This window comes from Thalassospira lucentensis MCCC 1A00383 = DSM 14000 (assembly GCF_000421265.1).
Taxonomy (GTDB): Bacteria; Pseudomonadota; Alphaproteobacteria; order Rhodospirillales; family Thalassospiraceae; genus Thalassospira; species Thalassospira lucentensis.
In genome coordinates this window covers 189,117-213,524 of the sequence record NZ_ATWN01000007.1, presented here as the reverse complement: position 1 = coordinate 213,524, position 24,408 = coordinate 189,117, and the positions used below count along the sequence as shown (strand labels likewise).

The 24,408-nt window shown below is 54.5% G+C and carries 22 protein-coding genes; 10 read left to right on the top strand and 12 right to left on the bottom strand.

From position 1 onward, the window contains the following. Position 1: 1 nt before the first annotated feature. From ispG to K355_RS0115560, 5 genes are all read right to left on the bottom strand, one after another. Positions 2-1,126: a flavodoxin-dependent (E)-4-hydroxy-3-methylbut-2-enyl-diphosphate synthase gene (gene ispG / locus K355_RS0115580; RefSeq protein ID WP_022733086.1), complete on the bottom strand. Its 1,125-nt coding sequence runs from the start codon at positions 1,124-1,126 to the stop codon at positions 2-4. A 180-nt stretch (positions 1,127-1,306) separates the two neighbouring features. Further along, the gene (locus K355_RS0115575; RefSeq protein WP_245562956.1) at positions 1,307-2,482 is read right to left on the bottom strand and encodes a helix-turn-helix domain-containing protein; all 1,176 of its coding nucleotides are present in this window, start codon (positions 2,480-2,482) and stop codon (positions 1,307-1,309) included. 165 nt (positions 2,483-2,647) lie between these two features. Next, on the bottom strand, positions 2,648-4,930 hold the full coding sequence (gene ptsP / locus K355_RS0115570; protein WP_022733084.1) for a phosphoenolpyruvate--protein phosphotransferase: 2,283 nt from the start codon (positions 4,928-4,930) through the stop codon (positions 2,648-2,650). 5 nt (positions 4,931-4,935) lie between these two features. Continuing rightward, complete coding sequence (locus K355_RS0115565) at positions 4,936-5,964, bottom strand: NAD(P)H-dependent flavin oxidoreductase (RefSeq protein WP_022733083.1); 1,029 nt, start codon at positions 5,962-5,964, stop codon at positions 4,936-4,938. 153 nt (positions 5,965-6,117) lie between these two features. After that, positions 6,118-7,338 (bottom strand): aspartate kinase, encoded by a 1,221-nt coding sequence (locus tag K355_RS0115560; protein WP_022733082.1) that lies wholly within the window; start codon positions 7,336-7,338, stop codon positions 6,118-6,120. A gap of 457 nt (positions 7,339-7,795) precedes the next feature. Here K355_RS0115560 and ubiG point away from each other — a divergent pair, with 457 nt between their 5' ends. Next, a complete protein-coding gene (gene ubiG, locus K355_RS0115555; RefSeq protein ID WP_022733081.1) occupies positions 7,796-8,557 on the top strand; it encodes a bifunctional 2-polyprenyl-6-hydroxyphenol methylase/3-demethylubiquinol 3-O-methyltransferase UbiG in 762 nt (253 codons plus the stop codon). 74 nt (positions 8,558-8,631) lie between these two features. Here ubiG and K355_RS0115550 read toward each other — a convergent pair whose 3' ends face one another. Next, positions 8,632-9,066 (bottom strand): DUF1178 family protein, encoded by a 435-nt coding sequence (locus K355_RS0115550; RefSeq protein WP_022733080.1) that lies wholly within the window; start codon positions 9,064-9,066, stop codon positions 8,632-8,634. 115 nt (positions 9,067-9,181) lie between these two features. On the opposite strand from K355_RS0115550, the gene K355_RS0115545 reads away from it, so the two are divergent. Both K355_RS0115545 and K355_RS0115540 read left to right on the top strand, forming a co-directional pair. Then, positions 9,182-9,703, top strand: a complete 522-nt coding sequence (locus tag K355_RS0115545) for a class I SAM-dependent methyltransferase (RefSeq protein WP_028791650.1) — start codon at positions 9,182-9,184, stop codon at positions 9,701-9,703. Between the two features lie 158 nt (positions 9,704-9,861). Then, positions 9,862-11,775 carry a PhoX family protein gene (locus K355_RS0115540; RefSeq protein WP_022733078.1) on the top strand — a complete coding sequence of 638 codons (1,914 nt, stop codon included), beginning with the start codon at positions 9,862-9,864 and terminating at the stop codon, positions 11,773-11,775. 99 nt (positions 11,776-11,874) lie between these two features. On the opposite strand, the gene K355_RS0115535 is transcribed toward K355_RS0115540, so the two are convergent. Then, positions 11,875-12,414 carry a YHS domain-containing (seleno)protein gene (locus tag K355_RS0115535; RefSeq protein ID WP_022733077.1) on the bottom strand — a complete coding sequence of 180 codons (540 nt, stop codon included), beginning with the start codon at positions 12,412-12,414 and terminating at the stop codon, positions 11,875-11,877. Between the two features lie 222 nt (positions 12,415-12,636). Between K355_RS0115535 and K355_RS0115530 the strand changes: the two genes are divergently transcribed. Beyond that, positions 12,637-13,020, top strand: a complete 384-nt coding sequence (locus tag K355_RS0115530; protein WP_022733076.1) for a VOC family protein — start codon at positions 12,637-12,639, stop codon at positions 13,018-13,020. 30 nt (positions 13,021-13,050) lie between these two features. On the opposite strand, the gene K355_RS0115525 is transcribed toward K355_RS0115530, so the two are convergent. After that, positions 13,051-13,875 (bottom strand): carbon-nitrogen hydrolase family protein, encoded by an 825-nt coding sequence (locus K355_RS0115525; protein ID WP_022733075.1) that lies wholly within the window; start codon positions 13,873-13,875, stop codon positions 13,051-13,053. A gap of 270 nt (positions 13,876-14,145) precedes the next feature. Between K355_RS0115525 and K355_RS0115520 the strand changes: the two genes are divergently transcribed. From K355_RS0115520 to K355_RS0115510, 3 genes are all read left to right on the top strand, one after another. After that, positions 14,146-14,817 carry a GntR family transcriptional regulator gene (locus K355_RS0115520; RefSeq protein ID WP_022733074.1) on the top strand — a complete coding sequence of 224 codons (672 nt, stop codon included), beginning with the start codon at positions 14,146-14,148 and terminating at the stop codon, positions 14,815-14,817. 63 nt (positions 14,818-14,880) lie between these two features. After that, a complete protein-coding gene (locus K355_RS0115515; protein ID WP_022733073.1) occupies positions 14,881-15,675 on the top strand; it encodes a phytanoyl-CoA dioxygenase family protein in 795 nt (264 codons plus the stop codon). A 24-nt stretch (positions 15,676-15,699) separates the two neighbouring features. Further along, positions 15,700-17,037: an NAD(P)H-dependent oxidoreductase gene (locus K355_RS0115510; RefSeq protein ID WP_022733072.1), complete on the top strand. Its 1,338-nt coding sequence runs from the start codon at positions 15,700-15,702 to the stop codon at positions 17,035-17,037. Between the two features lie 76 nt (positions 17,038-17,113). On the opposite strand, the gene K355_RS0115505 is transcribed toward K355_RS0115510, so the two are convergent. Continuing rightward, complete coding sequence (locus K355_RS0115505; RefSeq protein ID WP_022733071.1) at positions 17,114-18,166, bottom strand: NAD(P)H-dependent flavin oxidoreductase; 1,053 nt, start codon at positions 18,164-18,166, stop codon at positions 17,114-17,116. Between the two features lie 127 nt (positions 18,167-18,293). Between K355_RS0115505 and K355_RS0115500 the strand changes: the two genes are divergently transcribed. Continuing rightward, positions 18,294-19,175 (top strand): LysR family transcriptional regulator, encoded by an 882-nt coding sequence (locus K355_RS0115500; protein ID WP_022733070.1) that lies wholly within the window; start codon positions 18,294-18,296, stop codon positions 19,173-19,175. A 51-nt stretch (positions 19,176-19,226) separates the two neighbouring features. On the opposite strand, the gene grxC is transcribed toward K355_RS0115500, so the two are convergent. The 3 genes from grxC to K355_RS0115485 all read right to left on the bottom strand — a co-directional run bounded on the left by grxC (position 19,227) and on the right by K355_RS0115485 (position 21,376). Beyond that, the gene (gene grxC, locus K355_RS0115495; protein WP_022733069.1) at positions 19,227-19,484 is read right to left on the bottom strand and encodes a glutaredoxin 3; all 258 of its coding nucleotides are present in this window, start codon (positions 19,482-19,484) and stop codon (positions 19,227-19,229) included. Between the two features lie 125 nt (positions 19,485-19,609). After that, the gene (locus K355_RS0115490) at positions 19,610-20,401 is read right to left on the bottom strand and encodes a ComF family protein (protein WP_022733068.1); all 792 of its coding nucleotides are present in this window, start codon (positions 20,399-20,401) and stop codon (positions 19,610-19,612) included. 78 nt (positions 20,402-20,479) lie between these two features. Next, complete coding sequence (locus tag K355_RS0115485; protein WP_022733067.1) at positions 20,480-21,376, bottom strand: LysR family transcriptional regulator; 897 nt, start codon at positions 21,374-21,376, stop codon at positions 20,480-20,482. Positions 21,377-21,512: 136 nt separating this feature from the next. Between K355_RS0115485 and K355_RS0115480 the strand changes: the two genes are divergently transcribed. Continuing rightward, on the top strand, positions 21,513-22,130 hold the full coding sequence (locus K355_RS0115480; RefSeq protein ID WP_022733066.1) for a glutathione S-transferase family protein: 618 nt from the start codon (positions 21,513-21,515) through the stop codon (positions 22,128-22,130). 97 nt (positions 22,131-22,227) lie between these two features. Next, positions 22,228-24,360, top strand: coding sequence for a 2Fe-2S iron-sulfur cluster-binding protein (locus tag K355_RS0115475; protein WP_022733065.1), 2,133 nt, complete (start codon positions 22,228-22,230; stop codon positions 24,358-24,360). The last annotated feature ends 48 nt before the right edge of the window (positions 24,361-24,408 follow it).

The window sequence follows — 24,408 nt, the reverse complement described above, 5'->3', positions numbered from 1 at the left end:
GCTATTCCGCCGCAGCCAGTTTGGCGGCTTCTTCGGCTTCGATTTTTGCCGCACGTTCTTCGACCAGATCGACGATATGATCGACCATCTTTTCCGTGCTGACATTATGATCCGGGCGCCCGGAAATATACATCTTGTGATTGCCCCCACCGCCACCGGTCAAACCGATATCGGTTTCACGCGCTTCGCCCGGACCATTGACAATACAGCCAATGATCGACAGCGAAATCGGGGTTGAGATATGGGCAAGACGTTCTTCAAGGGCGGCCACGGTTTCAACCACGTTAAAGCCCTGACGCGCACAAGATGGGCAGGATATGATCTGCACACCACGGGTGCGAAGGCCAAGTGATTTCAGAATGTCAAATCCGACATGGATTTCCTCAACCGGATCGGCCGACAATGACACGCGCAGCGTATCACCAATACCGGCCCATAAAAGGTTGCCCATCCCGATGGCTGATTTCACCGTCCCACCGCGCAGGCCACCGGCCTCGGTAATGCCAAGATGCAGCGGATAATCACAGGCTTCTGCCAGCCCGTAATAGGCCGCCACCGCCAGAAAAACGTCGGACGCCTTGACCGAGATTTTAAATTCGCGGAAATCAAGGTCTTCAAGGATTTTGGCGTGGTTCAGCGCACTTTCAACCATCGCCTCGGGGCATGGTTCGCCGTAACGCTCCAACAGTTCTTTTTCCAGCGACCCGGCATTCACCCCGATCCGCATTGAACAGCCATGATCCTTTGCCGCCTTGACGACTTCGCGCACACGTTCGGTCGACCCGATATTCCCCGGATTGATCCGCAGGCACGCCGCACCGGATTCGGCGGCTTCAATCGCACGTTTGTAATGGAAATGGATGTCGGCCACGATCGGGACATTGACCTGTTTGACAATGTCCTTAAGCGCGAACGAGGATTCCTGATCCGGGCAGGACACACGTACGATGTCTGCACCGGCTTCTTCCAGCCGATGGATCTGCGCAACTGTCGCGTTCACATCGGTGGTCAGGGTGTTTGTCATCGACTGCACCGTGATCGGTGCGTCGCCGCCAACTTCCACATTCCCGACAAGGATTTTGCGGCTTTTGCGGCGTTCAATATCGCGATATGGGCGGACGCTCATTTCCGGTTCCAAAATGTTCAAGGTGTCTTGGGGTGTATATAGCTTATCAAACGCCGATTAGAAACCGTTGGCTGACGGATTTTCTCACCGATTTTGCATGGCAGGCACGAAAAAGGCGACCCAACAGGGCCGCCTTTGGCATTTAATCTGTCACACAAACCATTTTACCGGTGCTTGCGTTTACTGAACAGTCGATGTTTCAGCGTCGGTCAAATCATCAACATTCAACGAGAAATCCGAAATAACCGCGCCGTATTCACCAACCGGAAGCGCTTCGTTCCCGTCGATGCTATAGGTCAGGGCACCGGCATTACCGACTTCAAGCTTAAGCCCGTCACGGTTCGGCACACGATAGGTATCGCCCGCCGTCAACATCCGGGTCAGCAAGACATTACCATCAGCTTCGCGAATGCGAACCCAACTGGTTTCTGTGGCTGAAATCGTCACACGGCTGTCAACATTGACCGATCCAAACACACGCGCACCACCCGCATCATCAACGTCAGGTACTTCCGGTACAGACGCAACTTCTGCGGCTGGCGCAGCCGGTGCCGTATCAGGTGTCGTTTCAGGTGCTTGAGCCACCGGCGCTTGCGGCTCCGCAGCAGGTTCTGCTTGCGCCGTTTCGCTTACGGGCTGTTCTGCAACGTCTGGTGCCGTATTCTCGGCTTCTTCAACCGGGGCAGCAGCAGTTTCAGGTGCGGTTTCGACAACGGCAACATCATTTGACCCTGCACCCTCACCCTCGGAGGTGGTGGCTGAACTTGCAACGGGTGTTTCCACCCCAGCAGGTTCGTTTGCAGTGTCAGTAGTATCCGTCGATGAAACCGGCGCTTCGGCTGCCCGTGCCTCTGCCGCGTTTTCAAGTGTCCGCGGCTCAGGCTCTTTCGGTGCAGACGTCGTATAGCTTGCCAGTCGTTCAGGCAGTGGATCGACCAGATCGGCAATGGTTTTGCCCTGGCTTGAAAGATAGTACCACCCGCCGTAAGCCCCAAGTCCAAGCATCGCGGCAATCAAAAGGACTGCCCCACCTGGAACCCGGCTTTCTTGAACCGGTTTTGGGAACGACAATTGCGTTCGTGCTGCCGGCGCGTTGTTTTCCTCACGGAAACGACGCGCAATCTCAGCCCCGTCAAGGCCAAGATGCTCAGCATATGCTTTAACGAAGCCAAGACCATAGGGACCATTCGGCAAAAGCGAATACTCTCCATTCTCGATGGCTTCGACATAAATTTTACGAATACGAAGAAGCTGACAAACGTCTTCGACGGTTTGCCCCAACCCGATACGGGTCTGTTTCAAGAGTTGTCCGACATCGGCGTGACCGCCGAGCTGGTTGTTCTCTGCTTCCATCATAATATCATTCGAGGGATTATCCCCGGACAACGGCCTGAAGCGCAGGCGCCCGCGGGCATCCTCATTCAAATGATCTTCCTTTCGCTTTTTGATCGCCAACTCCGCACCCCCACGTTACGATCTAGCAATAAAAATATCAGAAATCCCCACCAAAAGCGATTGTTTTTAAAGTTTTACACCGTGATCTATTGCGAAAGCCTTAAGACGAGATCGCAGTGATCTGGTGGAATTATTCATTATCGTCAGAACATAACGTTCAACTTCATACTTGCACATACTTCTAACCATTTCCTTTACAGGACCGATAGACGCAGGTGCCATAGATAAACGCTTTATTCCCAAGCCGATAAGGGCCATTGCCTCCAACGGTCGCCCGGCCATTTCGCCACAAATGGTTAACCGGACATCTTTTTCGTCACACAGCGTCACCAACTGGCGCATAAATGCGAAAACGCTGGGTGATAATGTATCATATCGTCCTTCAATCCGCGGATTACCACGATCTGCGGCAAACATAAACTGCAACAGATCGTTGGTCCCGACCGACAGGAAGTCAACACGCTTAAGCAAGGCTGGTGCCTGCCAGATAAGGGCTGGCACCTCAAGCATCGCGCCAACTTCAACCTTGCGCGGAACAAAACCACGTTCGGCTTCACGCCTTAGCTGATCATCAAGCAGGACTTTCGCCTGATCGAATTCGGCAACCTCGGCGATCATCGGGAACATGATATAAAGATCACGATCATGCCCCGCACGGATCAAGGCGCGCAGCTGATGCACCAGCACGGCAGGCCGATCCAGCGTAATGCGGATCGAACGCCACCCCATTGCCGGGTTCTCTTCAGTCATATCTTCCCAATAGGGCAACAATTTGTCACCGCCGACATCCAACGTCCGAAACACGATCGGACGGCCCTCGGCCTGCTCGAAAATACGGTTGTATAATTTTGTCTGATCGGTGATGTCGGGCATGGCAGATCGCACCATGAACGGGATTTCCGTCCGGTACAGACCAATACCATCCGCGCCGCTTTCAATGACATGGGGCACATCAATCAAAAGCCCCGCATTGATATTAAGCGAAACATCCACCCCATCGGTCGTGCACGACGGCATATCGCGCATCTGCGCATAAAGCGCCTTGCGCTGTGCACGCGCCTTAAGCGCCCCGTCAATGACCGCACGCACATCTTCACTGGGGCGCACGAACAACTGGGCATTGTCGGCATCCACAATCAGTGGATCACCGCCTTCGACCTTATCAAGAACGCCCTTTACCCCGCCAAGAACGGGAATATCAAGGGCACGGGCCACAATCGCCACATGCGATGTATGTGACCCTTCCTCAAGCGCCAGCCCGCGCAACCGGGTGTGATCGTAATCCAAAAGCTCCGCCGGGCCGATGTTGCGCGCCACCAGAATAATTTCATCGGGCAAATCACCAAATGCCGGGGACTGATACTGGCCAGACAAATGCTGCAACAACCGGTTGGCAAGGTCTTCAAGATCATGCAGGCGTTCGCGCAAATACGGATCGGTCACCTGCGCCATACGTGCACGGGTGTCGTCATGAACCTTCTGCACAGCCGCCTCGGCCGTCAACCCGGTATGGACCGCCTCGGTAATCCGGTTAAGCCACCCGGTATCCTGGGCAATCATCCGATAGGCTTCAAGGATGTCGCCCGGATCGTCGGCCTCATCAAGGCCGTCAATGTCGGAAACCGCCTCAAGCATCTTATCAAGATGGTTTTGCAAGGCCCGCATGGCTTCGCGCAGCCGCGTCAGTTCTTCTTCGGGGTCGTCCGACACCATGCGGTCAATGACAATGCGCGGCTCATGCAGAACGGCAATCCCCTTGCCAATCCCCGGCGCAAGCCGCGCCCCGCCAAGACGCAGCGGCAAAAGTGCGATGCCATCGGTCGGAATAAGTTCTTCGCGGCTAACCAACTCACCACCGGCGACCATTTCGGCCAGCACCATGGCAACGTTTTCAAGCGCTTCCTGCTCGTCCTCGGAATACAGGCGTTCGGTGCGGTTCTGCACCGCCAAAACGCCAATGATACGGCCCCCGCGCAGGACCGGCACACCGATCATGGAATGATAGATTTCCTCGCCGGTTTCCGGGCGATAGGCAAAGTTCGGATGACTTTGCGCGTCCTTAAGGTTCAAGGGCCGCGCATGGGCGGCAACAAACCCGACAATCCCCTCACCCACCCGAAGGCGCGTCATGTGGATCGCCTCTTTGGACAGACCACATGTCGCAAACAGCTCAAGCACCTCGCCCGCACGCATCACATAGACCGAACACACCTCTGCCACCATATCAGCAGCAATAATGGTCACGATCTGTCCAAGGCGTTCCTCCGCAGTCCCCGGTCCAGCCATAACGTCGCGGACGCGCTTTAAAAGGCGTCGCGGGCCAGAAACTGCGGCGGACGGAATGCTCATCTGTCTTAGTCGTCTCTCTTAACCAGGGATTGAACGGCCTGTTCGACCAGCTCTTCAAGAATTTCGGTAACCGGTTGTTCTTTCTTTACCATACCAACCGACTGCCCTGCCATAACCGATCCACTTTCAACGTCACCGTCAATCACGGCACGGCGCAATGCACCGGCCCAGAAGTGTTCAATTTCAAGCTGGGCTTCGCCTTGATCTAGCTCACCTGCGCGGAACTTTTCAATCACCGCACGCTGTTTATCGCGGAATTCATCGGTCCCCTTGTTGGCAAGGGCACGCACCGGAATAACCGGGAAACGGTCATCAAGCTGAACCGTGGTAATCGCATCACGTGCGCTGGCACGGATAAAGGCCTTTTTGAAATCGGGATGGGCAATGCATTCCTCGGCACAGACAAGACGGGTGCCGATCTGCACACCAGATGCACCCTGCTCAAGCAACCCGGTAATCGCTTCGCCGCGCCCAATACCACCAGCACAGAAAACCGGTACATCGGCAACATGCGGCAAGATTTCCTGTGCAAGAACCGTCAGTGACACAGGGCCGATATGGCCACCGGCCTCACTGCCTTCGATCACCAGCGCATCCGCACCCGAGCGGATCAGCTTTTTGGTTAAAACAAGTGCCGGGGCAAAACAAACAACCTTGGCAAATTCCTTGGCCTTTTTGATCGAGGCCGATGACGGCAACCCACCCGCAAGGACCACGTGACCAACATTATGTTCGCGGCAAACGTCAATCAGATCATCAAGCATCGGATGCATGGTGATCAGATTGACGCCAAACGGCTTCTTGGTCATTTCCTTGGTTGCGGCAATTTCGGCTGACAGCAAATCAGGCGTCATCGAGCCACAGGCAATCACCCCGAAACCACCGCCATTCGACACAGCCGACACAAGGTGACGTTCTGACACCCACGACATCGCGCCAGCCATAATGGCGTAGTCGGTTCCCAGAAATTCCTTGCCCGCTGCCCACAAAGTTTCAAGGCGCGCACGTGCTGCGTCAAATTTCGGATCGCTCATATTCTTTGTACCCCAAAGCAGAAATGCAGGAGACCGATGGGTCCCCTGCCATTTCATCAAGAAAGCTGAAACCAAGAAGCCCCAGCTAGTATGTAGTATTATACTTACTTTAACAGTGGCTTAATCGCGCAAAACGCGAAAACCCCGTTGCAATTAATCGGCATCCAGACCGTATGCGGTGTGCAGGGCACGAACCGCAAGTTCGGTATATTCCTCGGCGATCAGAACACTGACCTTGATTTCCGAGGTTGAGATGACCTGAATGTTGATGCCCTTTTCAGCCAGGGTCTCAAACATTTTGCGTGCCACGCCAACATGGGACCGCATGCCAACACCAATGATCGACACTTTGGTCACATCCGATGTGCTCAGCAGTTCCTGATAGGCGATATGCGCCTTGTTCTTTTCAATGACCTGAAGCGCCCGCTGGAATTCTCCGCGCGGAACGGTAAAGGTCATATCCGTGCTTTTCCCGTCTTCAGAGACGTTCTGCACGATCATGTCGACATTGATATTCGCATCAGCCAACGGGCTGAAGATAGAAGCAGCGATGCCCGGCTTGTCCGCAACCTTGACCAAGGTAATCTTGGCTTCGTCACGGCTATAGGCAATCCCGCTTACGACTTCCTGTTCCACGATCTCGTCCTCGTCTACAACAAGTGTTCCTTCTGCTTCGCTAAAGGTCGAACGGACCTGCACCCGGACGCGATGGTTCATCGCCATCTCAACCGATCGGGTTTGTAGGACCTTCGCACCCAGCGAAGCGAGTTCCAGCATTTCTTCGTAGGTAATCTTATCGATCTTGCGCGCCTTGGGCACGATCCGCGGGTCGGTGGTGTAGACCCCCTCAACATCGGTGTAGATATCGCAGCGGTCCGCCTTCAATGCCGCCGCCAGTGCCACCGCCGATGTATCGGACCCACCACGGCCCAGCGTGGTAATCCGGTTATCGGGTGCAATCCCCTGGAACCCGGCCACACAGACAACTTCGCCACCATTCAGGCGTTTATCAAGTTCGGTGGTGTCGATTTCCTTGATGCGTGCCTTGGCATGTGCGCCATCGGTCTTAAGCGGAATTTGCCATCCCAGCCACGACCGTGCTGCCACATCCATGCTTTGTAGGGCCATCGCCAGAAGGCCGACAGTCACCTGTTCGCCCGACGATACGATGACGTCATATTCACGCGCATCATACATCGGCGACACTTCCTGTGCCCAGCCAACCAGTTCGTTGGTCTTGCCCGACATCGCGGAAACAACAACCGCAACCTGATTGCCTGCATCGACCTCGGTTTTAACCCGGCGTGCGACATTCTTGATTTTTTCGACATCGGCGACCGAAGTGCCGCCAAATTTCATGACAATACGGGCCATGAAGTATCCCCGCTATGCTCGCCGTCGATCGGCTATCCGAAAATGACGGCATGTGATCCGGTGCCGAACCAAGGGTGCATGCTCTATATACAGCGCTACTCCTGATCCGGGCGGCGTTATCAATACTGCCATACGCATTGCGAAACAAGCATCAACCAAGCCGATAAATTGCGTCGATGCATTTTTTCTCTGCAAAAATGCTCCCAATCGTTCGTGATGGGCAAATTCAATGAAATTTTCGACGAAATTTACCTAATAACCCTGATGATCCATACCATTTGTGCAGGGCACCTTTTCCAAAGTCACCAGCCCCCCTAAACAACTCAAGAAAGATCGCTGGCACGTCCATCCCTACCAACATATGACAGCCACGGTTTTGCACCGAAGTATTGCCTTGCTAGGCGTCCCCGCGTAAACAGTGCAGACATATTTGACATCACGCCTTCGGAGCCACGCCATGTCGGAAGCCCCCACCAAAACCAGCCGCACTGCCAATGCCGAGGAAATTGCACGTTTTTCCGCCATGGCTGAAGAATGGTGGGATCCCAATGGTGTGATGAAGCCGCTGCATAAATTCAACCCGGTACGTTTGGGGCTCCTGCGCGACAATATCTGTGCGCATGTTGGGCGCGATCCCAACACCATTGAACCGCTCAAGGACATCGAAATCATCGATATCGGGTGTGGTGCGGGCCTTCTGTCCGAACCGCTTGCCCGCATGGGGGCCAAAATGATCTCCGTCGATGCGGCGCAAAACAACATCGATGTCGCCAAGGTCCACGCCCAACAATCCGGGCTGGAGATCGACTATCGCTGTGGCACGCCCGAAATGCTGGCCGATGAGGGCAAACAGTTTGACGTCGTGCTGAACATGGAAGTCATCGAACATGTCGATGACCCGCAGTTCTTCATGCAGGCTTGCGCGTCGGTGCTTAAACCGGGCGGTTTGATGTTTATCGCCACCCTGAACCGCACGCTGAAATCCCTTGCCCTTGCCAAGATCGGCGCGGAATACATTCTGCGCTGGGTGCCCGCTGGAACCCATGATTGGCGCAAATTCGTCAAACCGTCGGAAATGTCAGGTTACTTGCGTGGTTCCGGGCTTGAGATGGTTGATATCACCGGTGTCGCCTATAACCCGATCAATGACAAATGGTCCCCGGCACCCCGCGACCTTGACGTCAATTACATGGTGATTGCGCGCAAACCTGCGGCGTAAAGACGGGCAAACGCCTGTTCCGAAAGACCGGAAAACCTTGCACAACGACAGGTGATAGAAACCTGATCTCTTGATCAGTTTTTCTTGGTCTTGTCGTCCCAGGGCAAGGCATGAATATCAATGCCCTCATCGACCAGTTCGGCAGTTTCCTTGATCGACGCTTCGCCGTAGATGCCGCGCTTTTCGGTTTCGCCATAATGGATTTTGCGGGCTTCTTCGGCGAACTTGGTACCGACATTCTCGCAATTGGTTTCGACCTGTTTGCGGATTTCGGCAATCGCGGTCTTGGTGGCTTCGGCAACCGCCTTCTGACGCTGTTTTTCAGCAGCATCTTCTTTTTGGCGTGTCGTGCGAAGACGCGGCGCCATCAAGGCCTTGCCAACATTGGACGTGCCACAAACCGGGCAGGATAAATCACCCCCGGCGGCCTGCGCGTCATAGGTCGCGCCGTCCTTGAACCAGCCTTCGAATTCGTGATCATGTTCGCATTTAAGCTGAAATAGAATCATGATGGTATGTGTGCAAACCGTATTGATCGCATGACGATATGATTACTGTAATATGGCCCTACGGGCAAACATCGCCAGCCACAGGCAAAACCTTCAATAAACAAGATTTATGAAAATGTCATCCCAATTGCCGTCACACTGGATCACCCAAAATGTCCCTCCACCTGCACCGGGACATAACCGTGCGCTTGATGTTGCGTGTGGCAAAGGACGGCATAGTTTCTGGCTGGCCCAACACGGATGGCAGGTAACCGCCCTTGACCGTGATCTTTCCCAAACCGATTGCGCCGCCGATGCACGCATTGACTGGCTGCAAGCCGACCTTGAAACCGGCCACTGGCCGTTGGGCACCCGGCAGTTTGACCTGATTGTTGTGGTCAATTACCTGCACCGCTCCCTTTTTGATCATCTGCGCGATGCGGTTCGGTCTGGTGGCACCCTGATCTATGAAACCTTCATGATCGGCAATGAGCAATTTGGCCGCCCGCGGTCTCCTGACTTCCTGTTACAAGAAGACGAACTTCTGACCGCGTTTTCCGGCTGGCGCATAATCAACCAGATGCAGGGTGACGTTTACCACGAAAACGCCCCACATCCCCATGCGGTCAAACAGGCCATAGCTGTCCGAAAGCCCTAGGCTCAGGACCTAAAATCTGCGGAAAAAATCTTCTTATTCCATGCGCATTCGCAAAGCAAAAAAACAACACAAGTGTCACACTCATCGCGCACATCTTTCTGGCATCTTCCTCTTCATTGGTTTCACCGCCCGCCCAAAAAAAAGAGAGAGAATTTGCCATGAACGAACAATTTGAAATTATTGAAGATCAAGACGACATCCCATCTAATCCAACCAGCAACCCCCGCGTTGCCGACCTGATCAATGCGCGTCTTTCCCGCCGTGGATTTTTCAAGGGCCTCATGGCAACTTCCGCCGTTGCAGGTGCCTATATGGCAACCAATGGCGTGGTCCGCGCACAGGATGCATCGACCCTGACCTTTAAGTCGATCCCGCAGAAAATTACAAAAACCCACGCTGTTGCCGATGGCTATGATGCCAATATTCTCATTCGTTACGGCGACAAGGTTGTGGCTGATGCGCCGGCGTTCGTGCCAGGGGCCGTTGATGCCGTCTCGCAAAACAAACAGTTTGGATATAATAACGATTTCATCGCATTCATGCCGCTGCCGATTGGTTCTGATAGCTCCGATCACGGCCTGCTATGCGTCAACCATGAATACACCAATGCCGAACTGATGTGGCCGGGCCTCAAAGATGCGATGGGCGTATCGCAAGAACAGGCACTTCATGAAATTGCCGCCCACGGGCATTCCGTCGTTGAAGTCAAAAAAACCGGCGGCACGTGGCAGGTCGTCGACGGATCGAAATATGCACGCCGCATCTCTGCTCTTGATACGGAAATGGTCATTACAGGTGCAGTCGCAGGCCATGACCGCCTAAAAACCAGCAGCGACCCAACCGGTACACGGGTTATCGGCACACTTAACAATTGTGCTGGTGGCAAAACCCCATGGGGCACGATCCTGATCGCCGAGGAAAACTTCAACGGATACTTTGGTGGCGACATCAGCAAAACCAACGAAGAACGCAATTACAAGCGCCTGGGCATCAGCACTGACAGTTGGTACAGCTGGGTCAAATATTTCGACCGCTTCAATGTGGAAAAAGAACCGAACGAGCCGAACAAATTCGGCTGGATGGTCGAAATCGATCCGTATGATCCGACCTCAACGCCAAAAAAACGCAGCGCCCTTGGCCGCTTCAAGCACGAAGGCGCGACCGTCATCCTCAACAAGGATAACTCGGTTGTCGCCTATTCCGGGGATGATCAGCGTTTCGATTACTTGTACAAATTTGTCGCATCGAAAAAATTCAATCCGAATGACCGCGCCGCCAATATGGACATTCTTGAAGACGGCACGCTTTACGTTGCCAAATTCAACGAAGATGGCAGCGTAAACTGGATGCCACTGGTTCACGGTGATGGTCCGCTGACAGCCCAAAACGACTTTAACAGTCAGGCCGATGTTCTGATCGAAACGCGCCGTGCGGCTGATCTTCTTGGCGCGACCCAAATGGACCGGCCCGAAGATGTCGAACCAAACCCGGTCAATGGCAAGGTCTATGTCATGCTGACCAACAACTCAAAACGCAAAGAAGCCAATATCGTCAATCCGCGCGTTGAAAACATCCATGGTCACGTGCTCGAACTGACGCCTCCGGGTGGCACGGGCAAGGACGCCGATCACACCGCAGATACCTTCACGTGGGACATCTTCCTTCTCGGCGGCAATCCGGCAAATTCAGACGACAAATCGTCGTATCATCCCGGCGCCGAAAGCTGGGTTTCCTGCCCCGACAACATGGCCGTCGACCACAAGGGACGCTTGTGGATTTCAACCGATGGCGCACCAAAATCCGATATTCCGGACGGCATGCATGCAACCGACGTATCTGGTGCGGGCCGGGCCTTGACCAAATTCTTCTTTGCGTGCCCGGAAGGTGCTGAAATGTGCGGTCCGGAATTCACCCCGGACGGGACGACCTTGTTTGTCGCGGTCCAGCATCCTGCGGATGGCTCGACATTTGACGCGCCAAGTACGCGCTGGCCGGACTTTGCCGATGGCATGCCTCCGCGTCCATCCGTTGTCGCAATTACCAAGCAGGATGGCGGCGAAATCGCCAGCTAATCGCACCAAACCCATAACCTATAAAAACAAGCCAGTTGCATATCGCAGCTGGCTTGTTTCTTTTTAGGCTTTCATACGCTCTGGCAATGCTTCCACACCTTATTTTATCGGTGCAGGACCATCATAGGTGCCGTCATTATCGCTGATTGCAGTCCAGCTTTTCCCCGAGGCATCCTTGGCCTCAAGACCGGACCAATTGCCTTCGGCAGTACTGATGTTGCCGTTGATATCTTCATTCCAGAACCCAACCACCGCCGGGGTGATGTTAAGATAAAGTTCCCCATCGACAATCCGCCACAGGTTGGGATTGGCAGGCACCTTGCCGCCCTTGGCAACGCCATAGGCGCAATGGCCATCATATTTCGGGGCGTATTTTTCCGGGTTGGCCAGAAACATGTCGCGGTTCTCGGCACTGGCAAACGCCCATGTCGCACCGTTATAGTCCGCGGTGATATCCGCCCGGCCCGGCACGGCATGGGGCTGCATCATGCCGGGATCTTTTTGTGGCAAATTGAAATAGGCCACCGCGTCATAACCGCTAATCGCAAAGCCGGTTTCATCAACATATTGCTCACCGGCAATCGCTGCCCCCGACATGGCAACAAGCACTGCCGAACTCATCAAAAATCGCTTTAACATTTCCCAGATTCTCCGGTTGAATTTACGCCATGCCCAAAGATTGACCGATGGGGCGATAAAATCGAAATGACGTTGCGACACTGTTTCGTGAGCTTGCGTGATCTTAACGATGCACCCCTAAAACTTCCCCTTAAAAACAATGTCAAAAAACATTTGACCTCAACTTAACTTGAGGAATTAGGACAAAGGAATAAGCTAACCCATCAAATAAGGAGAACCGCCATGGCTGAAGCATTTCTTGAACATGTGAATTTCACCGTTTCCGATCCCGCCAAAACCGCACAGCGGCTGTGTGACTGGTTTGGCTGGCATATCCGCTGGCATGGGGCCGCGATCCATGATGGCACGACCTATCATGTTGGCAAAACATCCAGTTACGTCGCACTCTATTCGCCGGGCAAACCAAATGACGGTTCCGAAAGTTCCTATGAAACCCGTGGCGGCCTGAACCATGTGGCGATTGTGGTGGATGATCTTGATGCCACCGAACAACGGATCAAGGCATCTGGCTATCAAACCAAAAACCACGCCGACTACGAACCCGGTCGCCGGTTTTATTTCGATGATGAAGACGGCATCGAGTTTGAAATCGTCAGCTATTCCTGATCGCTTCACCCAAACGAGCCGATCAATAACCTAACAGGGTTTATAGCTCTGCTCGTTTTGCAGCGACGGCACCATGCGTCGGATTTCCTCCACCCGATCCAGATCGATCTCGGCGGTGATAAAGCCGGGATCGGTCCCGCCATCGGCCAGAACGTTGCCCCACGGATCAATGATCAGCGAATGACCAAATGTTTGCCGGTTGCCCGGATGCTCCCCGCACTGCGCAGCCGCAATCACAAAACAGCCGTTTTCAATCGCGCGTGCTTTTAAAAGCGTATGCCAATGTGCCTGCCCGGTGGTGCGGGTAAAGGCCGCGGGAATGCTCAGTATCTTTGCCCCGGCCTTGGCATAATCGCGAAACAGATGAGGAAACCGCACGTCATAACAAATCGACACACCGATTTTGCCATAGTCTGTTTCCGCCACGCGGGCCGCATCGCCGGGACGGAATGTTTTGCTTTCGCGGTAGCTTTCCCCATTGGCCAGATCGACATCAAACATATGTATTTTATCATATGATATGATGATATTGCCATCTGGCCCGATCACAAAGCAGCGATTGGCCACCCGATCCTCGTCGCGTGCTTTTACATGCAGCGATCCGACAATGAGGGTCGCCTCCAATTCCTTGGCAAGATCAGCAAAAAACGCCAGTCCGGGATGCTCGTCTTCAAGGAAGGCCGCCGCACGGACATTTTCCCCGCCAAACGACATCATTGATATGTTTTCAGGAAATGCGATCAACCGCGCCCCAACCGCATGCGCATCGCGGGCATAGGTCGCCGCACGCGCAAGGTTATCAGTCATGTCATCACGGGAATTGACCTGAACGCAGGCAGCAATGAAACGGGTCATGACGCAATCTCCTTTTTACGATCATCCATATGATGATGGAGATGTCAGTCCGGGGCGGCAAGTCTCATTTGCCATAAGTCATACAAATATAAACCCACGATCCTCCGTGTCGATGACCAGGTTCTGAGCCGCCGCAAAGACTTTTCACCTAAAACACACAATCAGGACAATTATTCATAATTTATGACTAATTGCCACATCGGGAAATTCCCTCTTTCGCGCTTTTAAATTAGTGTATACAGTATTCCGTACACCTAAGAAGGATTGAAGATGGAACCTCTTTCCGGTCGCAAAAGCCTGACTGACGAAGTGCACGACCGTTTGGTCGATGCGCTGTGTTCTGGTGCTCTCCCTCCCGGAACGCCTTTGCGTCAGGAAGCTATTGCCGAGGAGCTCAATGTCTCGCGGCAACCAGTGTTGCAAGCTCTGGGGTTGCTGCGTCGTGACGGACTGGTTGAACCAATGGGGCGGCGCGGATATCGCGTTTCCCAAGTGGATGCCAATCTGGTCCGTCACGTTTATGACCTGCGAGAAGCCTTTGACGGGCTCGCGGCCCGTCTTGCGGCTCAATCCTTGGATGTTAACCGGAAATCGGCTCTGCGGGCTGCCATACAACAGGGACACCACGCTCTGGGCAGCGGCGACACCGCAGACCTTGTTGCAGCCGATGTCGCATTCCATCAAACGATCTATCGCCTATCAGGCAATCCCCTATTGCCTGAGGCATCTGCAGCCGTCTGGCTGCAAATTCGGCGTGTTATGCATGCCTATCTTCAGAGCGGATCGTCCCGAGATCCGATCTGGACGGAACATGAAGCCATCGCCGACGCGATCTGCGCCGGCGATGGCGACCGTGCCCAAAAGCTTGCCATTAACCATAGCAACAATGCCAAGCACCGCCTGACGTCGAGAATGAAGGATACCGAGACCCAAACAAATTAACCGCCCGCAACCGGGCATCAGCCGCACCATAAAAACAACACTGTGCGGATCGGAGGAAACATCATGAAACTCAACGAAACGGCACTTGCCGAATTTCGCGAAAAGGGCTTTGTTTTTCTACCCGAACTGTTTTCCCGCGACGAAGCCGCCTTGCTTCTGTCCGAAGCCCGCAAGATTTATGCCTCCGACCGCGAAGAGGTCTGGCGCGAGACATCCGGTGTTGCCCGAACGGCCTTTGCCGCGCACACCTATAATGATGCCCACCGCCGCCTTGGCGCCCATCCCCGCCTGATTGAACCTGTTGAACAGTTTTTGGATGAACAGGTCTACATGCATCAATACAAAATCAACGCCAAGGCCGCCTTTGATGGCGCGGTTTGGCAGTGGCATCAAGATTATGGCACCTGGCAGCGCGATGACGAAATGCCCGAACCGCGCGCCTTTAACATTGCCCTGTTCCTCGAAGACGTCACCCCGGCCAACGGCCCGCTTTTGTTTATCCCCAAAAGCCACAAGGCCGGTGTGCTTAAAGCCGGACATGACCTTGAAACCACGTCCTATCCGCTATGGACACTTGATCGCGAAACAGTGACCGAACTGGCAAAAGATGGCGGCTGCGAAGCCCCGGTTGGTCCGGCTGGATCGGTTGTGATGTTCCATGGCAATCTGGTCCATGCCAGCCCGCCCAACATCAGCCCGTTTGACCGAACGATTGTCTATCTCAGCCTCTGTGCAGTGTCCAACCACATCCGGGCGTTCAATCGCAAACCATGGATCGCGCATCGGGACTTTACCCCGATCACGCCACTTGCCGATGACTGCCTTGATGAGCTGGTTTCAAAGCAATCTGCGGCATAAAAAGTTCCGGGGCTGGAGAATAAAATGAATCTCGACGCAAAACTGCGTAAACGTGCCGATGAGGGCAATCCGGTTCGGGTTGGCATCATCGGGGCGGGTAAATTTGGATCGATGTTTTTAAGTCAGGCCGGGCATCATCCGGGCTATCACGTTCTGGGCATTGCCGATCTCAGCATTGACCGCGCCAAAGACGCCCTTAAACGTGTCGGATGGTCGGCGGAGCAATATGGCGCACCCAACCCGGCATCGGCCCTTAAAAACGGCACCACATGGCTCACCGAAGACGCCGATGCCCTGATCGAGGCCGATGGGCTTGAAGTCATCATTGATGCCACCGGCAGCCCGGCGGCGGGTATTCGGTTTGGGTTAAAGGCGATTGAGCATGGCCGTCATATCGTCATGGTCAATGTCGAGGCCGATGTTCTTGCCGGGCCGCTTTTGGCCAAACGGGCCGAGGCCGCCGGTCTGGTTTATTCCATGGCCTATGGCGATCAACCGGCCCTGATTGCCGAAATGGTTGATTGGGCACGCGCGGTGGGCCTGTCGGTCGTTTGTGCGGGCAAGGGCACAAAGTACCTGCCGATTTATCATCACGTCACCCCTGATGATGTCTGGACCCACTATGGTCTGACACCTGATCAGGCCAAGGCTGGCGGCATGAACCCGCAAATTTTCAACAGCTTCCTTGATGGTACCAAATCGGCCATCGAAATGGCGGCGGTGTCCAACGCCTGCGACCTCATCCCGCAAGACTGCGGGCTGCAATTCCCGGCCTGCGGGGTTGATGATCTGCCGCGCCTTTTATCTCCGCGTGAAAGTGGCGGCATTCTGGACCGCAAGGGCACGGTCGAGGTGGTGTCCAGCCTTGAACGCGATACCCGCCCGGTGTTTCGCGATCTGCGCTGGGGCGTTTATGTCACGTTTGAAGCGCCGAGTGATTATGTCGCGCGCTGCTTTTCCGAATACGGCTTACTCACCGATCCGACCGGCCAATATTCGACAATGTACAAACCCTATCACCTGATCGGGCTGGAACTTGGCATTTCGGTGGCGTCCGCAGCACTCCGCCATGAGGCCACCGGATCATCGCGTGTCTGGTCTGGTGATGCGGTTGCCACCGTCAAACGTGACCTTGCGGTTGGTGACATGCTGGATGGTGAAGGCGGCTTTACCGTTTACGGAAAACTGATGCCGGCCAAAACATCGCGCGCCCGTAATGCGCTTCCGATCGGGTTGGCCCATCATTTGAAAATCAAACGTGCGGTTGCCTGTGATCAGGTACTGACATGGGATGATGTTGAATTTGATGCTCATGATCCGGCCATCGCGTTTCGCAAGGAAATGGAACAGATATTTTCCTAATAAACCCAATCCCCCGTGCCACCACCAACAAAACCCCCGGTCATCTTGATCGGGGGTTTTGATTTTCAGTAAGGTATTAGCTCCGATCCACCGCGTCGAGTTCCTGCATCAGGGTCGCGACAAGCTCGGCTACGGGCATCGCACGTGCAAGCGGCGCGCCCTGCCCGGCCCATTGCGCCCCAAAGCCATATTCACCCTGTGCCTTGGCCGCAGCATTCAATGCTTTTCCCGCGTCATAAGCAATCGGATAGGATGGCACGGAAACGTCCAAAGCATCCCCCAAAGCCGTAAAACGGTTTGCAATCGCCCGGGCCGGACGCCCAGAAATCTGCGATGTCAGTTGGGTATGATGTGCACCATCCCCCATAAGTGCTTTGCGATATCCGTCATCGGCCGACGTTTCCGGGCATGCGATAAATGCCGTCCCCAGTTGGGCGGCAACGGCACCAAGATCACGTACGGCGGCAATCCCCGCACCATCCATGATGCCCCCGGCTGCAACAACCGGCAAAGTGCAATGGCGTACCAGCAGACGGGTCAATGCGACGGTCCCCAAACCATCATCGTGCGCATGCGGGTCAAAAACGCCGCGATGACCGCCAGCCTCAATCCCCTGCGCAACAATGACATCAATGCCCGCCGCCTCAATCTTGCGTGCCTCGTCCAGACTGGTAGCCGTCGCAAACAGCGTGATCCCGGCCTGCTTTAAGGCTGCAATCGCATCGGCAGACGGCAATCCGAAATGCAGGCTGACCACAGCCGGTTTCATATCGATCAAAAGTTTGAGCATTTCCGGATCATCGGCAAAGCTTTTATAGATGGTGCGCAAACTTGACGGCGGCGGTGCACCGAACGCGTCAAAATACGGCCTTAACGCGTCAAGCCACTCCGCTTCGCGCGCCCGGTCCGGTTGGGGTGTTTCATGCACGAACACATTGACGTTGAAGGCACGGTCGGTCGCAGCACGTAATTCCTCGATCATTTTGCGCGCACCGGACGGATCAGTCGCGCCGATACCAATCGATCCCAAGCCCCCTGCATTGGAAACCGCTGCGGCAAGTACCGGGGTAGAAACCCCGGCCATCGGGGCCTGTACAATCGGCAATGTCACACCAAGCGTATCAAGCATTTCGGTCCTCCCGGAGGTTTTCGCACCATCTGGCACGTATATCCTTCATGAATTCAGAATTAATATTGACATATATTCTTTAATAATGAATATAAATTCAAGAAAATTCCGCACTGGAGAACTCACGATGGATCATGCATCGCTGGCAATTTTTCGCACCGTCGCAAAAGAACAGGGAATTACACGCGCAGCCGAACGGCTTGGCCGGGTGCCATCAAACGTCACCACGCGCATCCAGCAACTCGAAACAGAAATCGGTGTTGCCCTGTTTCAACGTGACAAAAAGCGCATGCTGCTGACACAGGAAGGTGAAACTTTTCTGGAATATGCGGATCGCATTCTGAACCTTGCCGATGAAGCCCGACAGGTTGTTAATCCGTCGGCTCCTTGCGGAACCTTGCGTGTCGGATCAATGGAAAGCACGGTTGCCAGCCGCCTTCCCGTGCCACTTGCGGCATATAACAAGGCATGGCCCGACGTCACAATCGAACTTTCAACCGCCCCCACCCGCCAGCTTATTGATGCCCTTCTGGCACGACGTATTGATTGCGCGCTGATTGCAGTTCCGTCGGGTGAATGGTGGCTGGAACCCGGAACACTTGATACGCACGCCCTGTTTCGCGAACAGCTGGTTCTGCTGTTGCCGCCCGGACATCCCGATATCCGGCATGCCAGCGATATCAAACCAAAAGCATTGGCCGCCTTTGCACCGGGTTGCACCTATCGCATGCTGGCGGAGGAATGGCTGACCGGTTTTGGATCAATCAAGGAACATTTCGCGGTTCAGGAAGTCGGTTCCTATCACGCGATGTTTGCCTGCACAGCAGCAGGTTCATGCATCAGCATCATGCCACGCAGTGTCGTTGATCTGATGCGCCATATTGGCCCGGTCAAGGAACATCCGCTCATGACTGTTGATACTGTTCTGGCCTGCCGCCCGGGATTTGAAACCCCGGCATTTTCGGAATTTCGCAAAACGCTTGAAACCGTATCCGACATCAAAAAATAAACGGGTGGCAACGATCATTGCCACCCGATTTAGTCGCCTAGAATCTTGAACTTATGCAGACAGCTTGGTGTCCAGATCGCCCTTGGCGTTTAGCGCCATCAGTTCGTCACAGCCGCCGATATGTTCGTCATTGATGAAGATTTGCGGCACGGTATGTTTTCCGTTTGCACGGTCCATCATTTCCTTTTTGCGCCGTGGCTCCATCATCACGTCGATCAACTGGTACTTGGCACCTTTTTCTTCCAAAAGCTTACGCGCGCGTTTGCAGAACGGGCACCATTCGGTGGCATACACTTCAACTTTTGCCATATGGTTATCTTCCTTATTCTATCCGCCAATCACCCTTAATCGCCCGGAAATCCGGGAAACCAATACATGATATGGCGTGAAATTCAGTTTGGATGAGGGCTGTATATCAGAAATTCTGCACCGCGTCATCGCACGACACGTGCAACTGTGATCACGGATACGTGCATGGCCCCGGCCCGCTTTAAACTGCTGGCACAGGCATTGGCGGTTGCCCCGGTTGTCAGCACATCATCGACTAAAACAACATTGGCCCCGGCAAGACCAAGACGACCTGCGCGGGCTTCATCAATGCGAAAGGCCCCGCCAACCTCGCGTTTGCGCGAAGATGGGCCCAATCCGCCAAGGCTTCGTGTATTGCGATCCCGCCGTAACACCAAACTATCCCAGGAAATTCCAGTGTGACGCGAAAGCCTTTGCGCCAAAAGCCCCGACTGATTGTAGCGCCGCGATAACAAACGACGACGATGTAAGGGGACCGGTAGAATCAACGTCGCATCTCCCCACATATCGTGTCCGGCCTGAAACATCCAACGCGCCAGAAGCGGGGTCAGGTCGGTGCGATCCGCATGCTTGAACCGCAGAAGATACTCGCGGCTATGATCGTCATAGACCAAGGCCGCACGTGCCTGATCAAAGGCCGGTTTCTTTTGATGGCAGTTCCCGCACAGGATTTTACCATCCGAGTTTTGGTCAATAGCCTCGATGTTAGCGCTAACATCGAGTTCGAACGGATATCCACAACACGCACACTGCGGGGCGGTGATAAACCGCAATCCGGCCCAGCAATCGGCACAGACCGCATGGGTGGTGTCGGTAATTTCCCCACATCCGCCGCAACGCGGTGGTAAAACGGTTCGCAACCCGATTTGCACCACATTGCCGATGGCACGGCCAATTTGCGACGATGAAATACCCACCAGATGCCCCAAAACACTGAACTGGAACCGGAATATAGCATGTGTCGGGACCAGGGCCTGACCCTAAAATCTACCTTCCTAATTAATGCGCGCGTCTGCCCGCAGACGATCCACCGCCAGATCGATAAAGGAACGCACCTTGGCGGATGCATGGCGGCCTTCGGGATGGACAATATGGATCGGCAGTGGTTCGGGCTCATACTCAGTTAGAACCACTTCAAGCAATCCATCCTGAACATAGGGGGCCGCCTGATAGGACAGCAGACGCATTAGTCCCCAGCCGTCAATTGCTGCCTGGCGGCCGGCTGCGATCGAATTACTTTGCAAGCGTGCGGTCACGGAAAGATTGATTTTCTGATCCCGGCCAAATTGCCAGTCAAGGGGTATCGAGGATCCGGTCGATGCAATAACCTTATGTGCGCCAAGGTCTGCGGGGACCTGCGGCCTGCCATTTCGTGCAAAGTAGTCTGGTGAACCGCAAACGATGTGGCGCACCGTCCCGACCTTGATCGCGCTCATGGATGTATCGGCCATGTGCCCGATGCGAATGGCAATATCGATACCTTCATCGACAATATTGACAATCCGGTCGAGCAACAGTGCATGGCCGCGCATCTCGGGATAAAGATCAAGAAATTCAGTCAGAACCGGAAAAACATACATCTGCCCGAACAAAACCGGGGCGGTGATCGTCAATGTGCCGCTCGGCTTGGCATACTCGCCCCCTGCGGCGGCTTCGGCCTCGTTCAAGGCGGCAAGCAGACGTTTACAATCGGCATAATAGCGCGCGCCTGGTTCGGTCAGGGTCACCGATCTTGTTGTCCGGGTCAGTAGCCGCGCACCGGTGATTTCTTCAAGATATGCCACCGCACGTGTGACTGCGGGTGGACTTGAATGTAATTGCCGCGCTGCTTCGGCGAAGCTGCGCGCCTCGACGACGCGGACAAAAATTCGCATTGCCTGAAATCGATCCATGATGCTTTCCCGACCGCTAACTAATTATTCCATATTTCGGAATAATGAATTCCCATAAAACCATATTCCTTAATTATGAGCCAACAATCATGATCAGATCACCCCATAAACAATGTCCACGAAAAGGATCGCGATCATGAAACTGCATCATTTCCCGCTTTCGGGTCATGCCCACCGTGCCCATCTTTTCCTGAGCCTTCTGGGTGTTGAGCACGAGGTAAGCATTGTCGATTTACCAAACGGCGCACATAAATCACCGGAATTCCTTAAACTGAACCCGCTTGGTCAAGTTCCGGTTCTTGAAGATGGTGATGTCGTGATTGCCGATTCAATTGCCATCATGACCTATGTCGCCAAGAAGCTTGGTGCAACCGACTGGCTGCCCGAAGACGCCGAAGGTGCCGCAAAAGTTCAGAAATGGCTTTCCGTCGCGGCCGGGCAGATTGCCTATGGCGTTTGTGCAGCCCGTCTGGTCACGGTTTTCAATGCGCCGTTCAACGCCGAGGAAGTCATTGCACGCGCCCATGCCATCCTTACCCAGATTGAGAGCCAGCTTTCGGGCAACGACTGGATTGCGCTTGATCATCCGACCATCGCCGATATCGCGCTTTACAGCTATATCGCCAATGCACCGGAAGGCAATGTTGACCTTGCCGCCTATGACAATGTGCGCGCGTGGCTAAAACGGGTTGAAGCCCTGCCCGGTTTCGTTCCCTTTGAGCAATCAGTCGCCGGTCTTCGTAAGGCGATCTGACGGGCTGGGTCGGTCTTTCACTGTGTTTGTGCCCCCGCTCAAACTCCCCCTGCCCCCAGACCGGCCCTGAGCCTCGTCCGTCGAAAAGGAAACTGTCATGAACACGCGCAGTGCATCGCCCTCAAAAATCCCATCTTCCGCCCCCGTCCAATTCACGCCGTCAGGTGCGGACACTTCCGGCCCGTGGCATGAGGGCGAGATCCACATGCAACAGTTGGTCGGTGTCGAGACAAAGATGGCCGAGATGGGCAAACGCGTGCTGCGTGATCATCTGATTGATCAACATCGTCAGTTCTATCCGCAACTGCCCTTTGCCGTATTTGGCACGGTGGATGATGCGGGCGATGTCTGGGCAACCCTTCGCGCCAACCACCCCGGATTTCTCAGCTCACCTGATCCCCATCATCTTTCGGTCAGCATCCCGCGCGATGCGACCGATCCTGCGGATGCCGGCATAGGTGACGGTACGGCGATCGGCATGATCGGGATTGAACTGCATACCAGACGGCGTAACCGTATGAACGGTACAATTGCGCATTCTTCCGATGATCACTTTACCATCGAGGTCGGGCACAGCTATGGCAATTGCCCGCAGTATATCCATCTGCGCGATTTTGAATTCATCCGTGATCCACTTGCCCCTGCCGCGTCGTCCCCCGAAACGTCGGCAGAACTTGATGAACGGGCGCGGGCGATCATTGCCGCTGCCGACACCTTTTTTGTCGCAACCTATGTTGATCGTGCCGGAAAAAAACGCGAAGTAGATGTATCCCATCGCGGCGGCAAAGCCGGGTTTGTCCACATAGACGCCGACGGCACCCTGACCATTCCCGATTTTGCCGGAAACCTGTTTTTCAACACGCTGGGCAATATCCTGACCAACCCGAAGGCAGGGTTGATCTTTACCGATTTTAACACGGGCAATGTCCTGCAAATCACCGGCGATGCCGACGTCATTGTCGAAGGGCCGGAAATTGCCGCCTTTCAGGGGGCTGAACGCCTTTGGCGTGTTTTCCCGCGCAAGGTGGTTTTCAGGAAATCTGCCCTGCCGATACGCTGGCGCGATCAAGCGGACGGCGCATCGCCCAACAGCCTTCTGACCGGCGATTGGGAAAGTGCGGCACGGAACCTTGCGGCCATTGAAGCGGCAAGAAGCTGGCGTCCGTTCAAAATTGCCCGGATTACCGAGGAAAACCACCTGATCAAATCGTTCCACCTTGAACCGGCAGATCAGAATGGCACTTTACCCAACAAAGCAGGACAGCATTTACCGATCCGTGTGCAGATACCCGGCACGGACACGCCGTTGATCCGAACCTATACGCTTTCAAATGGGCCATCGGATGATACCTATCGCATCAGCGTAAAGCGCGAAGGTGTTGTCTCAAGCCACTTGCACGACACCCTGCGCGTTGGCGATGTGATCGAGGCACGGGCACCTGCCGGGGAGTTTCACCTTGATGCCGACGCAAAGCGGCCCGTCGTTCTGATGGCAGGTGGCATTGGCATTACACCAATGATTTCGATGCTGCGCCATATTGTCTATGAAGGACTGCGCACGCGCGGTTTCCGTCCGACATGGCTGTTTTATTCTGCCCGCAGTCTCACTGACCGGGCCTTTGACAGCGAGATCATTGAACTTGTGAAAGTCGCACAGGGCAACATTCGCCTTGTCCGGGTTCTGGCCGATACAGATGGGGCAGAACCACGCAAGGATTATGAAGCATCGGGTCATATCGACATGAATTTGCTTCGGTCCCTGCTGCCGTTTGATGATTTTGATTTTTATCTGTGCGGGCCGCCGCCCTTCATGCAGGCGATGTATGATGGGCTGCGCGGGCTAAACATTACCAATAACCGTATCCATGCCGAGGCCTTTGGCCCCGCATCGCTGCAACGAAGCCTTGATGCCAATGACCAGTTGCCCGAACTCGCCCCGGCGAGCTCCAAAGCAACACAGGTCGAATTCGCGAAATCCGGTCAGACGGCCATCTGGCAACCCGACGCCGACAAGACGTTGCTTGAACTTGCCGAGGACGCCGGACTTGCCCCGGAAGCCAGCTGCCGCGGTGGGAATTGCGGCACATGCCGGACCAAAATTGCGCAAGGTCGCGTGACCTATAAAACACAGCCCAGTGCGACCTTTAACTCCGACGAGGCCCTGATCTGCTGTGCTATGCCCGCCGCATCCGAAACCGACGGTGATGCGCCGCTCATATTGGAACTTTAAGGCCGATCTTCGATTGCACCATGGGGCGGGACGCTCTATCTAGGTCGT

Coding starts and splice junctions, on each gene's coding strand:
- ispG (WP_022733086.1), bottom strand. CDS start 1,126: ATGAGCGTCCGCCCATATCGCGATATTGAACGCCGCAAAAGCCGCAAA.
- K355_RS0115575 (WP_245562956.1), bottom strand. CDS start 2,482: ATGATGGAAGCAGAGAACAACCAGCTCGGCGGTCACGCCGATGTCGGA.
- ptsP (WP_022733084.1), bottom strand. CDS start 4,930: ATGAGCATTCCGTCCGCCGCAGTTTCTGGCCCGCGACGCCTTTTAAAG.
- K355_RS0115565 (WP_022733083.1), bottom strand. CDS start 5,964: ATGAGCGATCCGAAATTTGACGCAGCACGTGCGCGCCTTGAAACTTTG.
- K355_RS0115560 (WP_022733082.1), bottom strand. CDS start 7,338: ATGGCCCGTATTGTCATGAAATTTGGCGGCACTTCGGTCGCCGATGTC.
- ubiG (WP_022733081.1), top strand. CDS start 7,796: ATGTCGGAAGCCCCCACCAAAACCAGCCGCACTGCCAATGCCGAGGAA.
- K355_RS0115550 (WP_022733080.1), bottom strand. CDS start 9,066: ATGATTCTATTTCAGCTTAAATGCGAACATGATCACGAATTCGAAGGC.
- K355_RS0115545 (WP_028791650.1), top strand. CDS start 9,182: ATGTCATCCCAATTGCCGTCACACTGGATCACCCAAAATGTCCCTCCA.
- K355_RS0115540 (WP_022733078.1), top strand. CDS start 9,862: ATGAACGAACAATTTGAAATTATTGAAGATCAAGACGACATCCCATCT.
- K355_RS0115535 (WP_022733077.1), bottom strand. CDS start 12,414: ATGTTAAAGCGATTTTTGATGAGTTCGGCAGTGCTTGTTGCCATGTCG.
- K355_RS0115530 (WP_022733076.1), top strand. CDS start 12,637: ATGGCTGAAGCATTTCTTGAACATGTGAATTTCACCGTTTCCGATCCC.
- K355_RS0115525 (WP_022733075.1), bottom strand. CDS start 13,875: ATGACCCGTTTCATTGCTGCCTGCGTTCAGGTCAATTCCCGTGATGAC.
- K355_RS0115520 (WP_022733074.1), top strand. CDS start 14,146: ATGGAACCTCTTTCCGGTCGCAAAAGCCTGACTGACGAAGTGCACGAC.
- K355_RS0115515 (WP_022733073.1), top strand. CDS start 14,881: ATGAAACTCAACGAAACGGCACTTGCCGAATTTCGCGAAAAGGGCTTT.
- K355_RS0115510 (WP_022733072.1), top strand. CDS start 15,700: ATGAATCTCGACGCAAAACTGCGTAAACGTGCCGATGAGGGCAATCCG.
- K355_RS0115505 (WP_022733071.1), bottom strand. CDS start 18,166: ATGCTTGATACGCTTGGTGTGACATTGCCGATTGTACAGGCCCCGATG.
- K355_RS0115500 (WP_022733070.1), top strand. CDS start 18,294: ATGGATCATGCATCGCTGGCAATTTTTCGCACCGTCGCAAAAGAACAG.
- grxC (WP_022733069.1), bottom strand. CDS start 19,484: ATGGCAAAAGTTGAAGTGTATGCCACCGAATGGTGCCCGTTCTGCAAA.
- K355_RS0115485 (WP_022733067.1), bottom strand. CDS start 21,376: ATGGATCGATTTCAGGCAATGCGAATTTTTGTCCGCGTCGTCGAGGCG.
- K355_RS0115480 (WP_022733066.1), top strand. CDS start 21,513: ATGAAACTGCATCATTTCCCGCTTTCGGGTCATGCCCACCGTGCCCAT.
- K355_RS0115475 (WP_022733065.1), top strand. CDS start 22,228: ATGAACACGCGCAGTGCATCGCCCTCAAAAATCCCATCTTCCGCCCCC.